Consider the following 13,342-nt stretch of genomic DNA (forward strand, 5'->3'; position numbering starts at 1 on the left):
GGTGCGCTAACACCAAGGCTCCTGCTTGAATCAAGCCCTGACTCAAGCAGTGAAGGTAAGTGTAAAGTCGATGATTGCTGCTGATACGACGGCTGATTCAACGAACCAAACTTTTTGTGGTCTTCTACAATTTGGGTTGTATCCACCTTTTCATGCGTCAACAATCATGAGCGATCGTTCATCATTTTCTCGGTTCAAGCTGCCCTTACTGCCCTTAACTCGCAGACAACTTGTTACCGCAACTCTCACCTCTGGCTTTGCGCTCGCGGTGCAGCCTATTCTTGCGAAAACGATTCAGACTGGTTCTGCGGGATTAACCGTGGGATCGGTACAAATTCCAGTGGCGAGTGGCACGATCCCAGCTTATCGGGCGATGCCTGCAAAAGGGGATTCTTTCCCTATCGTTCTGGTGATTCAGGAAATTTTTGGGGTACACGAGCACATCCAAGATGTTTGTCGCCGTTTTGCCAAACTGGGCTATCTTGCGATCGCGCCTGAGATGTTTGTCCGCCAGGGCGATGTTGCCAAGCTCAGCAGTGTCGATCAGATCCGCCCCATTGTTGCCAAAGTTCCAGATACTCAGGTGCTATCTGATCTGGATGCCACCGTAGCCTGGGCAAAACAGAAGAGCAAAGGGGATGCTGCCCGTTTGGGGATCACTGGGTTTTGCTGGGGCGGACGGATTACCTGGCTCTATGCTGCCCACAATCCGCAGGTGAAGGCAGGCGTGGCTTGGTATGGACGATTAGTCGGCGATCGCACTCCGCTCCAGCCACAGTACCCGATTGATTTAGTGTCTTTGATTAAAGCCCCCGTTCTCGGACTTTATGGCGGACAGGATACGGGCATTCCCGTGGCAACTGTAGAGCAAATGCAATCGGCATTAAAAGAGCTTTCGGCACCCTCGCAGATAATCGTTTACCCAGAAGCTCCCCATGCTTTCTTTGCGGACTATCGCCCCAGCTACCGCCAAGAACCCGCAGAAGACGGTTGGAAACGGCTGCAAGCCTGGTTCAAACAGCATGGCGTAGCTTAGACCTTTATCGAGTTGTTTCTGCTCCTTCACGCCGCTCATCATTCGACTCAGTTAAGCGATCGCAATCCATCTAATTTCACAAGCGATCGCTTGTGCAAATTTAGAGGCACAACGACGTTGCTCGAAGCGGGGACGCTTGAAATGAATGGCGCTGACTTGGATAACTTTTTCTGATGTTTCAAAGGAGTGACAGATCTGTGTCGGTACTATATACTCATGGAGTGTGAGGAGCGAACCAGAGAAAACGCCGAGACGAAACACGGAAAGTCGTCGGCGTTTTTTCTGTTTTAAAGCGTTAAACGTAGCACTAAAAGTTTTTTGGTCCAGCAAAGCGACTCGCGCTGACCTGCATAGCGAAGCTCAAGTCGTGAAAATTTTGGAAAGCCAAGGCTGGAAGATTGAGCGCAATGCCGTGACCAAAACCCAGTTCTACTCTTCTCGCTTGCTAGAAGCCGTTCGGACATAATTGTGTTCTCTGAACCATATTTGTTTTTCTCAACGCTGAGCGCTTAATAGTGACAACCTCTCCTCAACAAGGCTAGGATTTAGCAACTTCAATCTGAGTTGGACTATGAAACCTCTCAAAGTTATTTGGGCAACTGTCTTGCTAAGTCTTGGTATTGTCCTAATTGGCTCTGGAATTTACGCGCCATTCAATGGGGATATTAGTAAGCAAGAGCAAAAAGAACAAGCGATCGCTTGTCTAGTGTTTGGGGTGCCTCTAGCAGCATGGGGCGGCTGGATTGTTTTAGGTCTGCGTCAAGATAAACAACAGAACGAACGAGATCGCCTCAATGCTGCCTTTTCCAAGTTGCTGACCCAGGGCGATGGACGCATTACAACCCTTGCTTTTTCACTGGAAACTGGGTTGGCAGGGAACATGGCAAAAGTCTACTTGGATGAACGGGCGAAAGAATTTGATGCCAACTTTGATGTGGATGATCAGGGAAACGTCAATTATCGGTTTCATGTGGGAAAGTTTAACCAAGCTTAATATCGCGATCGCATCTAAAGCAGCAAACTATGAAGTTACTCACCAAAATTGCCATCGGCGTTTTATTGGGAATTGGCATTCCCATCTCCTTGGTAGGCATTAGTGAAGCACTCAACCCAAAGAATACGGCTGGCGATCGCGAAGGGGCGTTTACGGCTCTAGTCATCTTGGGCTTACCACCTACCGCTTTTGGTAGCTGGCTACTCTTCTCAAATGTGCGGCGAAGTAAGCAGGAAGAACGCGATCGCCTCCGGGCTGCATTTTTTCGGCTCTTGCAAGAAAACAACGGACATCTTACTGTCCTGCGTTTTTCCATGGAAACCGGCTTGGAAGGCGAGGCTGCCAAAGCTTATCTCGATAGCCGCGCCAAAGAATTCAACGCCGCCTATAACGTCACCGAAGAAGGTAGCTTTTCCTATTACTTCAATCTCGAAGCCCCTAAAGAACTGGGCGGCAGTTAAGCATCAGGTTTCGGGTTTTAGGTTTCGGATTGTAGGGATAAAGAGATTCGTGTGCCCAAGTTTAGCCCTATTGCTTGTTCCAATACTCTGGGTCGTGTCTTACAGTCAGAACTTAAAATATCTCCTAGGTCAACGCTACGCGTTGGCAAAGCCAGTCCGAAGGACTTACAAAATTCAAAACTTCCCATGACTCAACTCTTCCTCGCGATCGCCGCTGTTTTTGGTGGGCTTTCTGTTGCCGCCGGAGCCTTTGCGACTCATTCCCTGCGCCCTCAACTCAGCGAACGCGCCTTAGAGATTTTTGAAACAGGTGCCCGCTATCAGATGTATCACGCCCTTGCACTGTTGGCAGTTGCCCTACTGATTCATCAATCTGAGTCGCCGCCGCCCACCCTAACCAATGCGGGATATTGTTTCATTGTAGGTGTGCTAATTTTTTCTGGTAGTCTCTACACGCTCAGCCTGACCGACATCAAATGGCTCGGCGCGATCGCCCCCATGGGTGGAGCCGCGCTGATTGCGGGTTGGGTTTGTTTAGCGATCGCCGCCCTTAACTATCGATAAACCAGCGCTTTTAGCTTCTTGCTTCCATTTGATCGCCTGATTTCAACTAACTCAAACTACTTCCTGCGGAAACGCTACGCGAACAAAACTCAAACTCCCTTCCCTCCACTCCTCCACCCCTTCACCCTCTTAAGGTAGGGAAATCCACATCTCGAAGGAAACCCCTTCCCTGACTACAATTGAAGCGGCTTGTCCAAAATAGCGTTGAGGCATTTTTCACCCCTCACCCTTCATTGTTTAACCCTCACCCCTATTCTTCTGGAGTTTTCCCTATGACGACCGTGTTGGAAAAAGGCAATATTTCCATTCATACCGAGAATATTTTTCCGATCATTAAAAAATGGCTGTATTCAGACCATGAAATTTTTCTACGAGAGTTGGTATCGAATGCAGTAGATGCCATTCAAAAGCTGAAAATGGTATCTCATTCTGGCAACTATTCTGGCGATTTGGGCGAACCTGAGATTGTCATCACCTTAGATAAAGCAGCAAAAACTCTATCTGTGTCAGATACGGGCATTGGCATGACCGCCGATGAAGTAAAGAAATACATCAACCAGGTTGCCTTCTCCAGCGCCGAGGAATTTATTGATAAATATAAGGCAAGCACCGATCAGCAAATTATTGGTCACTTTGGGCTGGGATTCTACTCCTCTTTCATGGTCGCTGCTCATGTAGATATTGATACCCTTTCTTACCAACCCGGTTCGACTGCCGTGCATTGGTCATGTGATGGCTCCACGGAATTTGAATTGAGTGAATCGACCCGCACCACGCGCGGCACCACCATTATTCTGACCTTGCAAGACGAAGAATTGGAATATCTGGAGCCTTACCGGGTGCGGCAGTTGATCACCAAATACTGTGATTTCTTGCCCGTGCCGATCAAGTTAGCCGTTATAGAACCGCCTTCAGAAGTATCGCCAGAAGCAGAAGTAGACTCAGAAATTGCACCAGAGCAGGCTACTGAAGAAGTTAGTGAAGCTGCAATTTTGCCCAAAGAGCCGGAACAGGTCAATCGCCAAAAAGCACCTTGGAAGGAACCCGCTAGCAATCTCAGCAAAGAGGATTATTTAGAGTTTTATCGCTATCTCTATCCCTATCAGGAAGAGCCTTTGCTGTGGGTACATTTGAATACGGATTATCCTTTTGTGGTTAACGGCATTCTTTACTTCCCCAAGCTGAAGCCCGATGTGGATGTGACCAAAAGCCAGATTAAGCTGTTCTGCAATCAGGTGTTTGTCAGTGATAACTGCGAAGAAGTGATCCCCCGGTTTTTGCTGCCTTTGCGTGGCGTGATTGACAGCGCTGATATTCCACTCAACGTGTCTCGCAGCTTCTTGCAAGCCGATCGCACCGTTCGTCAAATTGCCAATTACATCGCCAAGAAAGTGGGCGATCGCCTGAAGGAGCTGTATCGTGACGATCGCGACGAATATATCCGCTGCTGGCAAGACCTGAGTACCTTTGTCAAATTTGGCTCCCTCAACGATGACAAGTTCAAAAAGCAGGTTGAAGATATTCTGATCTATCGCACCACTTGGGAAGCCAGCCAGGAGACGAAAAGTGAAGATAGCACCACCCCAGAAGTGCAGGTGCAATCGGGTGAAAGTGATGTGTGGCAAGAGGTGTCTTCTCCGGTTGCGGCGGCGGCTTCTAGCTCCCAGAACCCCAGTTCTAGCCCTACTTATACGACTCTCAAAGAGTATTTAGAGCGCAACAAAACCCATCACGAAAACCGTGTTTTTTACTGCAACGATGAAATCACCCAGGCGACCTATGTAGAACTCCACAAAAAGCAGGGCATCGAAGTCTTGTTTATGGATTCTTTCATTGATACCCATTTCATCAGCTTTTTGGAGCAAGAGTATTCCACGATTCGGTTTTCCCGCGTGGATGCAGATTTGGATGAGACGCTGATTGACAAAGACAAAGAGACTGAAATTGTCGATCCTGCTACCAACAAAACTCGCAGTGAGCAGATTAAGGAGCTTTTTCAAGGCGCGATCGCCAAACCAAAGGTCACCATCCGCACGGAAGCCCTCAAAGCCGGAGATCCCCAAAGTGCCCCACCTGCGGTGGTACTGTTGCCCGAACATCTGCGTCGGATGCGCGAAATGACCGCCATGATGCAGCAGCAAGCGGTGGAGTTTCCCGAAGAACACATTTTGCTGGTGAACACTGCTCATCCACTGATCCAAAATTTGCTGAGCCTGAATCAAGGAACTATTCTGCAAACCAGCGGACAGTCGCCCTCTGCCGAGTTAAGCACCCTCATTTGCAACCAAATTTATGATCTGGCACTGATGGCACAAAAAGGCTTTGATGCCGATGGCATGAAAACCTTCGTCGATCGCTCGAACCAAGTGTTGACTCGCCTTACCGATCGCTAAATTGCCCTCATCCTAAATCCCTCACCCTGATTTGCTATCCATTAAGGAGAAGGATTGGGGATGAGGGAAAATCATAGGTGGATTCAGCAACGCCAGAAATCAGTCTGCTGCATCGCTTGGATTGATGCCCATTAGTCTACTGGGATTGGCAGGTGGGGCAGTAATAAAGACGGCGACCCGCTAGGGTTACTTTTAAAATTTCTGTGCCGCAGACAAAGCAGGGTTGCCCGTCGCGGCTGAAGACGAAATGACGATAGGCACGGCGCGGGTAGCCTTGTTGTTTGAGTGTGGCGACAATATCTAAATCGTTGGTGATGCCGTGAGTTTGGTAAGACTGGCGACTAACCGCGATCGCTGCCATTGCCAGCTTTGTGATTTGTTCAAACGTACAATCCACCGGATGGAGAGAGGGATGCACTCCCGCCACAAACAGCACCTCGCTCCGTAGGTAATTGCCCAAACCACAAAGAAACTGCTGATCCAACAACGACCCGGCTAGCCCCCGACGGGCAAAGCGTTTGCTTAAAAAGCGTTCCTGCACCTGTTCTACTGTTGTTGCTTCATCTAATACATCCAGTCCTAATCGGCTTAAAAAGGGGTGAGTTGCCACCTGCTCATCTGTTAACACTTCAATATCTGACGCACTGTAAAGTAAGGCTGATTTTTTCTGGGTGTGTAGCGCTAACCGTAGCTGTCGGTTGGTTGTGGGATAGGAATGCGCTGTCCGAATGACCCATTTGCCATAAAGCTGATTGTGGCTGTAGAGGCTAATCTGATTTTGAAATCGAGTTAACAAAGCTTTGCCACGAGGCTTAACTGAAATAACCTGCTGACCGACTAATAGTTCTTCGTAGGGCTTGAGATGGTCGAATGCAAAGAAAATCTCTGTTAATGGCTGGTGCACAAGCGCGATCGCAATCTTATCCGCCGCTTGTTTAATCTCTGGTCCTTCTGGCATGAATCTAATCTTTAAATGTCCAAGTCACGCAGGGCAAGCAATCAGGAAGAATATCATTTCACCTTCTGGCTGTCTTTTATTAAGCCTAGCTCCTGTTCTCTTTTCTTTTCTGCTGCATCCATTTTTTGAGAGAGTTTAGGAACATGGTAAGCTGTCAACTCAATCAATTAGGTATCATTCACCTTTCAATTTGTCAGCTTCAAAAGGTAGTTAGACGAGGTCATCCTTGAGAGTGAAATCGCGTTGGTTACTTCCCGGTATCGTTGGCTTTTTTCTATTATTATCTGCCGCCGCAGAAGCTGCTACACTTCAGTTCTGGCGGTTTACTCAGGCACAAAATCGGCTAGAAATACAAGCAGATCGAGGCATTCAGCCCCGCGCCCAATTATTGCAAAATCCAGCCCGACTGGTGATTGATATTCCTGGAACGCGGCTTGGTCGTCCCAAGCAAACTGAAACCTATCGCGGCACCATTACTTCCTTGCGGGTTGCCCAGTTTGAGCGTGATACGACCCGGATTGTGCTGGAATTGGCACGGGGCTACACCCTTGACCCAGCACAGGTGAAGTTTCGCTATAGCAACGCCCGTCAGTGGATCGTGGAATTGCCTCAACCTACGGTGCTGCCGTTGATTGCAGATATCAATAATTTACCGACTCAGGCGATCGCGGTGCCCCAAGCACCCGGAGTCGCGGCTAGCAGTGCACTATTCAACTCTAGTACGGCAGTGCCATCGCCCAATCCTGGCTATGTGATCACTCCAGCAAACCCAACAAAAACATCGCCTAATACCGCAGTGTTTGAACCCTCGCCGAATTCTGGGTTATCTCTGCCCAATCGTACTGTTAGACCTCCGATGCCCGTAAGCCCACCCCCACCGACAACCACGCGCCCTGTTTTTCAACCTGCCAACGGTCGTTTAGTCGTGGTGATCGATCCAGGGCATGGAGGACCTGATCCGGGTGCCGTGGGTATTGGCGGCTTGAAAGAAACAGATATTGTGTTGGATATTGGTCGCCAAGTGACCGCGTTTTTGGAGCGTCAAGGGGTGACGGTGATTCAAACGCGCAATGCAGAATACGATTTGGGTCTAGAACCGCGTGTGCAAATGGCAAACCGGGCAAATGCTGCGGTATTTGTCAGTATTCATGCCAATGCAATTAGCATGGCTCGACCAGATGTTAATGGATTGGAAACCTACTACTACAATTCTGGAAAAGCCCTCGCAGATGTAGTCCATCGCACCATTTTGGAAGAATTAAGGATTCCTGATCGCCGAGTGAAATCGGCTCGCTTCTACGTTCTCCGCCGAACATCGATGCCCTCAATTTTGGTCGAAACGGGCTTTGTCACCGGGGCAGCAGATGCAGCACGATTGCGGGATGCTGGCTTTCGCAGTCGGATGGCAGACGCGATCGCCCGTGGAATTCTGCGCTATTTGGGGCGGAGTAGCTAGAAGTGCGGGTTAATCTAAATTTGCTGATCATTTATAGAGACAGCGACGCTGAAAACATTTAAGGCTGGGTTGATCAGTAACCATTTAAGTTGGGTTGGTGATGTGCCAGAACTGGGAGAACAAAACCACCAAGTTCATGTCACGGTTTTAGACGATGAACCCATTTTAGAACCCAAAACACGCGGGCGCAGGATCGCTGAAGTATTAGCTAATCTTGCAGCTACTCAAGTATTGGGTGATATTGATCCAACTGTGTGGCAACAAGAAACTCGGCAAGACCGCTCATTGCCGGGACGATAAAACGTGCTTCTCAACAGCAATATTATTTATGCTGCACAGCCAAAACATCCTCAGTTGCGAGAGTTAATTGCTGAACACTCACCTGCGGTATCAGCCCTCAGTTACCTTGAGGTGTTGGGCTATCACCGACTGACTGAGCCGCAACGTTAGTATTTTGAGGAGTTTTTTCAGGTTGCTCAAGTTCTACCCATATCGCAAAATGTGTTGATTCAAGCGGTAGCACTGCGACAACAAAGACGAATGACTTTAGGAGATGCGATCGCCTCCGACTTCGCCTGCATCCTCACCGTCACCCATGTTCCCCATTTCAAAGAAGCCTTTCAATCTCGGATTGAAGTAGGCAAAACAGACCAAGGCTCTCAACTACAATTTGCCATGTAGGGAGTATGCCATGAAGTGCCCTAACAAGTAGAGGGAGCCACACAAGACTACGAGGTCTTGGTTGTTGGCTTGATGGGTTGCAGTTTCAAGTGCTTCTACTACATCCGCAAAAGGGTGGCACTGGGCTAAATCAGGGCAGATAGTGCTGGCTAAAACCGCTAACTCGGCGGGTTCGGCAGTGCTGTGATCGGGGACGGGCACTAGGTAAAGCGAGTCGCGCGATCGCAACAATTCCTGAAATACATCGCCATGATCTTTCGTGGACAGCATTCCCATCACCCAATGGATTGTGGTGGGCAGGGGGTTCAAAGCGTCTACAAACTCTCTCAACACCCTAGCGCTAGCGGGATTGTGGGCACCATCGATCAAAATTTTGTGGGATTGCCACGTTACCCACTGTAAGCGTCCTGCCCATTGAGTTTTGGCAATTCCTTGGGCGATCGCGTCGTCTGAGAGTTGCCAGCCCTGCTCTCGCAATAGTTGAATTGCCGCGATCGCGATCGCCGAATTGTGAAGCTGAATTGCACCCTGAAGCGGTAGCGGGTAACGGATTGCCTTGAGTAAATGCACCATGCTCCGCTCTTCAGGATCTTGTGAATCCGACTCTAGCTCATACTCCTCAACTCCTTGATATTCAGCCCAACCATTGCCCAAATCTCGCGCAGTCTGAGGATAAGTCGCTACACAACCCAACTCTGAAGCCCGTCGATGAATCACAGTCCCCGCTTCTGGAGGCACCTGCCCGATCACCGCTGAACAACCCGGTTTCAAAATCCCTGCTTTTTCCCAGGCGATATCTGCCAGCGTTGGACCTAATCGCTGCCAGTGCTCCCGACTGATCGAGGTGATAATGCTCACCAGCGGATAGTCACATAGATTAGTGGCATCCAACCGTCCGCCTAACCCCACTTCCACCACCGCCACATCCACTTCCTGCTGAGCAAAATACAGCCAAGCCGCCGCTGTGATCACCTCAAACTGGGTCGGGGGCAAATCATCTGGCTGAATTGCGGCAATCACTTCTCGCAATATAGAGTCCAGCGTTTCTGGGGCGATCGCCTGCTCATTTAAGCAAATACGTTCTGTCCAATCGATCAAGTGGGGCGAAGTATATCGTCCAACGGTATAACCTGCTTCGGTTAGAATGGCGGACAGGTAAGCGCAAACGGAACCTTTACCGTTACTGCCTGCCACATGAATAATCGGGACTTGTTCGTGGGGGTTGCCTAGATTTTTGAGGAGTTGCTGAATGGAATCCAGCCCCAATCGAACACCAAAATGGTTAAAGGATTGAAGAATTTCGTTGATCGCCAAAGTACTCATTGACATACTCATCATCCTAAAAGAGCGATGATTTTTGACGGCTCAATGGGCAGTGCTACCAAAGTAATCTGCCCTGCCCGCTCCGACCATTGAGAGTCGTACCCGCGCCCAATATCGACTTTTTCAATATTTCTAGCCGTATTTTCATCCCTATCCTGGACAGACGCACAACTCGCACAAGTGATAGTCTTGACCTTGAGATCAAGCTTGCCCCACTTAAACCCGCAATCAGAACCGATCTGACTGGTTGGCTCCCACCGATTAATTACACTGAATTTTGGCAATACATAGCCGATTCTAAACCTCCCACACTGACGATCTTGCTTCTTTTTGAACCGTGGCAACTCCATCTTTGACCCTTTCCGTTTTCCATTGCGAGACTTGAAAAAGTGTTGATAAGCAGTCCCTAAATCCCCTACGGATCGCTGTAACGGGATATTAGAAACACTTGCCAATCCTTCTCTCTATTCAGTCTTCTTTGCCTAAGTGATGACCCATTTTTGTAAGTCACTATTACTGGGTGGCTTTTCACTGTTCTTATTAATCGCCAAGGCATGATTCCAAACCATCTGAACGGAACCAAACAACTGAGATAAGGTCTGTCGCTGTTGGTCACTTGGGTGGAATCGGTATTGGTATCTGGCTTTCTATTGGTATCTGGCTTTCATAGTACTATCGTACGGCAGCTAACCAGAATAATAAATGAAAAAACGATTAGATTTTAGGATTGAAGAGTTTGAGTTTGAGATTCTGAAGGACTACAGGACTTACGCAAGAGTCATTTGAACAGATGGATGCTTGAGTATCTGAGAGCATTCCCTGCTTGATCTGATAAACCGTTCTGCCTGACTGGTAAGCGATCGCGTCTCACCAAAGCCACCCTCGCCGGATCATCCCTCAGCGGCGCAAACCTAATGGGCTGTAATTTGCAAGGAGCCGACCTGCGCGGCGCTGACCTACGCGGTGCCAATCTCAGCAGTGCCAACCTGCACAGTGCGAACTTGATGCAGGCTGACCTTCAAGGCGCGATCGTCAGCGAGGCGAATTTGGAAGAAGTGAACTTGACAGGCGCAAATTTAGCAGGAGCGAATCTGACAGGAGCGAATCTCCTCTGTGCTGAGGTGGAGAATGCCAACCTAGCAAGTGCAAATCTAGCAGGCGCGTGTTTAACCGGAACTGGCTTGGAACCCAAGATGTCCAAAGGTGCATAGGCGGGAAAACTGCGATCGCTGAAAGCTGCAACACTGACAGGTATTACCGAAACTATGCGTTTCAACGTTTCCAATCACCGGACACAGACAAACTTGGCAACTCACCGATTACTTGACTTTGTTCTGGTGCATTAGGGTTGTTATGCGGTGACGCTTTTCAGTGCTTTGCGGAAAATAATTTTGTCGTCTCCAGCCTTATAGAATTCTCGAATTCTCGAATTCTCGTCATAACCGCTCTTTCGATAAAATATGCGGACATACTCAAAATCGTCCAAGCCAGACGTTTCTACTAGCAGCACACGCTCACCGCGTTTAGCTAACATTTGCTCAACATGGCTCAATAAGGCTGCGCCACGTCCCTGTCTTTGAAAGTCGGGATGAATAGCAATCAGGTAAAGGTTCCATGTCCCCTCAGTCATTCGTTCTGGCGCTACGTAGGCAACACCCACTGGCTCATTGTCGTCGTCGGTAAACCACAGACCTTCATTATCTCCACCACGGAAATACTGACCCAGCATTTGAGCAAGCTCTTCAATTTGATTTGGCTCGAAAAGCCCTGTCGCTTTTGCTAAAGCAAGTAATTTATTTGCGTCATCAGGTGTTGTCAATCTAATCATTGTGGGAGCCTGGAATTTTCTCAATATCCTACCTATAGGAGCGATCGCCCCATTGTTCAATTAGTCAAGCAAGTCTATTCAACAGGTGTGAAGTTGAGTACACTCGAAATGGCAGAACTAGAGCAGCAGTTTCACCCCTTGTCAGGACTGGAAAAATGGTTTGTCGAAACCCCAGCAAGCAGTGCCCAGTAATTGGATGGCTTTTTTATTGCAGTGCTCTTAGTGCGTAGTAGTTTAGTTGACCGCTTCTACAACTGACGATACCTTGAACTAACCTATCCAACAAAAGAGTATGGAAACAACTGAAGAAACAGCGTCTTTGAAACGAGTGTTTGGCTTATCTACCCTCGTGATTTATGGCGTTGGTGATATTCTGGGCGCTGGCATCTACGCCGTTGTGGGCAAAATTGCCGGACTTTCTGGTAGTTTTGTTTGGGCTTCTTTTCTAGTAGCGATGTCCGTTGCAGCGTTGACTGCCTTGAGCTACGCCGAACTCGGTAGCCGCATTCCCCTCAGTGGAGGCGTTGCTGCCTTTGTGCATCGGGCTTTTCGCACCGACTGGCTTTCCGTTATTGTCGGTTGGCTGATGTTTTGCACCTGCATTGTTTCCATGGCAACTCTCTCTAAAGCATTTGCAGGCTATTTGACTACTTTTGCTCCCATTTTTCCAGACTGGTCGGTTATCCTAGCGCTATTCTGTGGTCTTGCCTTCATCAATTTTCGAGGAATGCAGGAATCGTCAAATCTCAACATTTTTTGTACCACGCTTGAGGTTTCAGGGCTGCTGGTCGTCATTGTGGTGTCAGTCCTTTTTATCAACGGTGGCGCAGGCAATGCGGCGGCGGCGGTGGCTCCTGTTGTGAGTGGACAAGCAATGTGGATTGCCATTTTTCAAGGGGCAGCCCTTGCGTTCTACGCCTTTATTGGCTTTGAAGATATTGTGAATGTATCGGAAGAAGTCAAAAATCCTGAGCGCAATGTCCCTAGAGCCATTTTGCTGTCACTGGGTATTGCGGGAGTCATTTATATTCTGGTTTCTTGGCTTGCTACTCAGGTCTTAAGTCCGGCGGAACTGTTTGCTTCTAAAGCGCCGCTACTGGATGTGGTTCTTCGAGCACAACCAAACTTTCCAGGCGTGGTGTTTACTTTCATCGCCCTATTTGCAGTGCTCAACACAGCGCTGCTGAACTTTATCACAGCCTCGCGGTTGCTTTTTGGCATGTCGCGCGATGGATTGCTGCCTGCTTGGTTTAGCAAACTACACGCGACACGCGCAACGCCTTATCGCACGATTATTGTAATTCTACCGATCGCCATCTTTCTGGCGCTATCGGGCACCCTACAATTTTTGGCAGGCACCACTGCAACACTGATTCTTGCCCTATTTTGTTTGGTGAATCTGTCGCTCCTCGTCATTAAGCGCCGAGAAGGGGATGCTGATGGGTTTCGAGTGCCTTTCATCATTCCAATTTTGGCACTTGTTTCAAACCTTGTGCTGATCTCCTTCGCATCTAAAGAAAGTCACCTTTTGGCAACCGCCTTTACAGGTCTGGGATTTCTCCTCGTCCTGGCGCGGAAGGCTCTCATGAAGCAGAAGGCTACCTAAATTCAGAAGCGATCGCGAATGGAGGAAAACGCGATCGCAGAG

Annotated in this window: 16 protein-coding genes and 1 pseudogene; 12 read left to right on the forward strand and 5 right to left on the reverse strand. The window is 48.8% G+C overall.

The features are described 5' to 3' along the window. Positions 1-166 precede the first annotated feature (166 nt). From AC1S5B_RS23410 to htpG, 7 genes are all read left to right on the forward strand, one after another. Positions 167-1,036 (forward strand): dienelactone hydrolase family protein, encoded by an 870-nt coding sequence (locus AC1S5B_RS23410; protein ID WP_482038073.1) that lies wholly within the window; start codon positions 167-169, stop codon positions 1,034-1,036. A 12-nt stretch (positions 1,037-1,048) separates the two neighbouring features. Then, positions 1,049-1,210 carry a hypothetical protein gene (locus tag AC1S5B_RS23415; protein ID WP_482038074.1) on the forward strand — a complete coding sequence of 54 codons (162 nt, stop codon included), beginning with the start codon at positions 1,049-1,051 and terminating at the stop codon, positions 1,208-1,210. A gap of 49 nt (positions 1,211-1,259) precedes the next feature. Further along, the gene (locus AC1S5B_RS23420) at positions 1,260-1,502 is read left to right on the forward strand and encodes a hypothetical protein (RefSeq protein WP_482038075.1); all 243 of its coding nucleotides are present in this window, start codon (positions 1,260-1,262) and stop codon (positions 1,500-1,502) included. A 105-nt stretch (positions 1,503-1,607) separates the two neighbouring features. Further along, positions 1,608-2,030 (forward strand): hypothetical protein, encoded by a 423-nt coding sequence (locus tag AC1S5B_RS23425; protein WP_482038076.1) that lies wholly within the window; start codon positions 1,608-1,610, stop codon positions 2,028-2,030. A 29-nt stretch (positions 2,031-2,059) separates the two neighbouring features. Further along, positions 2,060-2,491 carry a hypothetical protein gene (locus tag AC1S5B_RS23430; RefSeq protein ID WP_482038077.1) on the forward strand — a complete coding sequence of 144 codons (432 nt, stop codon included), beginning with the start codon at positions 2,060-2,062 and terminating at the stop codon, positions 2,489-2,491. Between the two features lie 186 nt (positions 2,492-2,677). Continuing rightward, positions 2,678-3,055: a DUF423 domain-containing protein gene (locus AC1S5B_RS23435; RefSeq protein WP_482038078.1), complete on the forward strand. Its 378-nt coding sequence runs from the start codon at positions 2,678-2,680 to the stop codon at positions 3,053-3,055. 272 nt (positions 3,056-3,327) lie between these two features. Continuing rightward, positions 3,328-5,448: a molecular chaperone HtpG gene (gene htpG, locus AC1S5B_RS23440; protein WP_482038079.1), complete on the forward strand. Its 2,121-nt coding sequence runs from the start codon at positions 3,328-3,330 to the stop codon at positions 5,446-5,448. A gap of 136 nt (positions 5,449-5,584) precedes the next feature. Here htpG and nei read toward each other — a convergent pair whose 3' ends face one another. Further along, positions 5,585-6,406: an endonuclease VIII gene (gene nei / locus AC1S5B_RS23445; protein ID WP_482038080.1), complete on the reverse strand. Its 822-nt coding sequence runs from the start codon at positions 6,404-6,406 to the stop codon at positions 5,585-5,587. Positions 6,407-6,638: 232 nt separating this feature from the next. Here nei and AC1S5B_RS23450 point away from each other — a divergent pair, with 232 nt between their 5' ends. The 3 genes from AC1S5B_RS23450 to AC1S5B_RS23460 all read left to right on the forward strand — a co-directional run bounded on the left by AC1S5B_RS23450 (position 6,639) and on the right by AC1S5B_RS23460 (position 8,543). Further along, positions 6,639-7,862, forward strand: coding sequence for an N-acetylmuramoyl-L-alanine amidase (locus AC1S5B_RS23450; RefSeq protein ID WP_482038081.1), 1,224 nt, complete (start codon positions 6,639-6,641; stop codon positions 7,860-7,862). 69 nt (positions 7,863-7,931) lie between these two features. Then, positions 7,932-8,162 carry a hypothetical protein gene (locus AC1S5B_RS23455; protein ID WP_482038082.1) on the forward strand — a complete coding sequence of 77 codons (231 nt, stop codon included), beginning with the start codon at positions 7,932-7,934 and terminating at the stop codon, positions 8,160-8,162. A gap of 240 nt (positions 8,163-8,402) precedes the next feature. Beyond that, complete coding sequence (locus tag AC1S5B_RS23460; RefSeq protein WP_482038083.1) at positions 8,403-8,543, forward strand: hypothetical protein; 141 nt, start codon at positions 8,403-8,405, stop codon at positions 8,541-8,543. On the opposite strand, the gene AC1S5B_RS23465 is transcribed toward AC1S5B_RS23460, so the two are convergent. The 3 genes and pseudogenes from AC1S5B_RS23465 to AC1S5B_RS23475 all read right to left on the reverse strand — a co-directional run. Then, positions 8,526-9,872: a bifunctional folylpolyglutamate synthase/dihydrofolate synthase gene (locus tag AC1S5B_RS23465; protein WP_482038084.1), complete on the reverse strand. Its 1,347-nt coding sequence runs from the start codon at positions 9,870-9,872 to the stop codon at positions 8,526-8,528. The two genes, AC1S5B_RS23460 and AC1S5B_RS23465, sit on opposite strands and share 18 nt — an antisense overlap. A gap of 5 nt (positions 9,873-9,877) precedes the next feature. Further along, positions 9,878-10,321, reverse strand: a complete 444-nt coding sequence (locus AC1S5B_RS23470; RefSeq protein ID WP_482038085.1) for a zinc ribbon domain-containing protein — start codon at positions 10,319-10,321, stop codon at positions 9,878-9,880. A gap of 27 nt (positions 10,322-10,348) precedes the next feature. Beyond that, positions 10,349-10,498: pseudogene (locus AC1S5B_RS23475) on the reverse strand (helix-turn-helix domain-containing protein); the annotation flags it as partial. A gap of 213 nt (positions 10,499-10,711) precedes the next feature. On the opposite strand from AC1S5B_RS23475, the gene AC1S5B_RS23480 reads away from it, so the two are divergent. Further along, the gene (locus AC1S5B_RS23480) at positions 10,712-11,077 is read left to right on the forward strand and encodes a pentapeptide repeat-containing protein (RefSeq protein ID WP_482038423.1); all 366 of its coding nucleotides are present in this window, start codon (positions 10,712-10,714) and stop codon (positions 11,075-11,077) included. 140 nt (positions 11,078-11,217) lie between these two features. On the opposite strand, the gene AC1S5B_RS23485 is transcribed toward AC1S5B_RS23480, so the two are convergent. Further along, positions 11,218-11,694, reverse strand: coding sequence for a GNAT family N-acetyltransferase (locus AC1S5B_RS23485; protein WP_482038086.1), 477 nt, complete (start codon positions 11,692-11,694; stop codon positions 11,218-11,220). A 292-nt stretch (positions 11,695-11,986) separates the two neighbouring features. Here AC1S5B_RS23485 and AC1S5B_RS23490 point away from each other — a divergent pair, with 292 nt between their 5' ends. Further along, positions 11,987-13,300 carry an APC family permease gene (locus AC1S5B_RS23490; protein WP_482038087.1) on the forward strand — a complete coding sequence of 438 codons (1,314 nt, stop codon included), beginning with the start codon at positions 11,987-11,989 and terminating at the stop codon, positions 13,298-13,300. The last annotated feature ends 42 nt before the right edge of the window (positions 13,301-13,342 follow it).

This window comes from Leptolyngbya sp. CALU 1928, assembly GCF_056784215.1.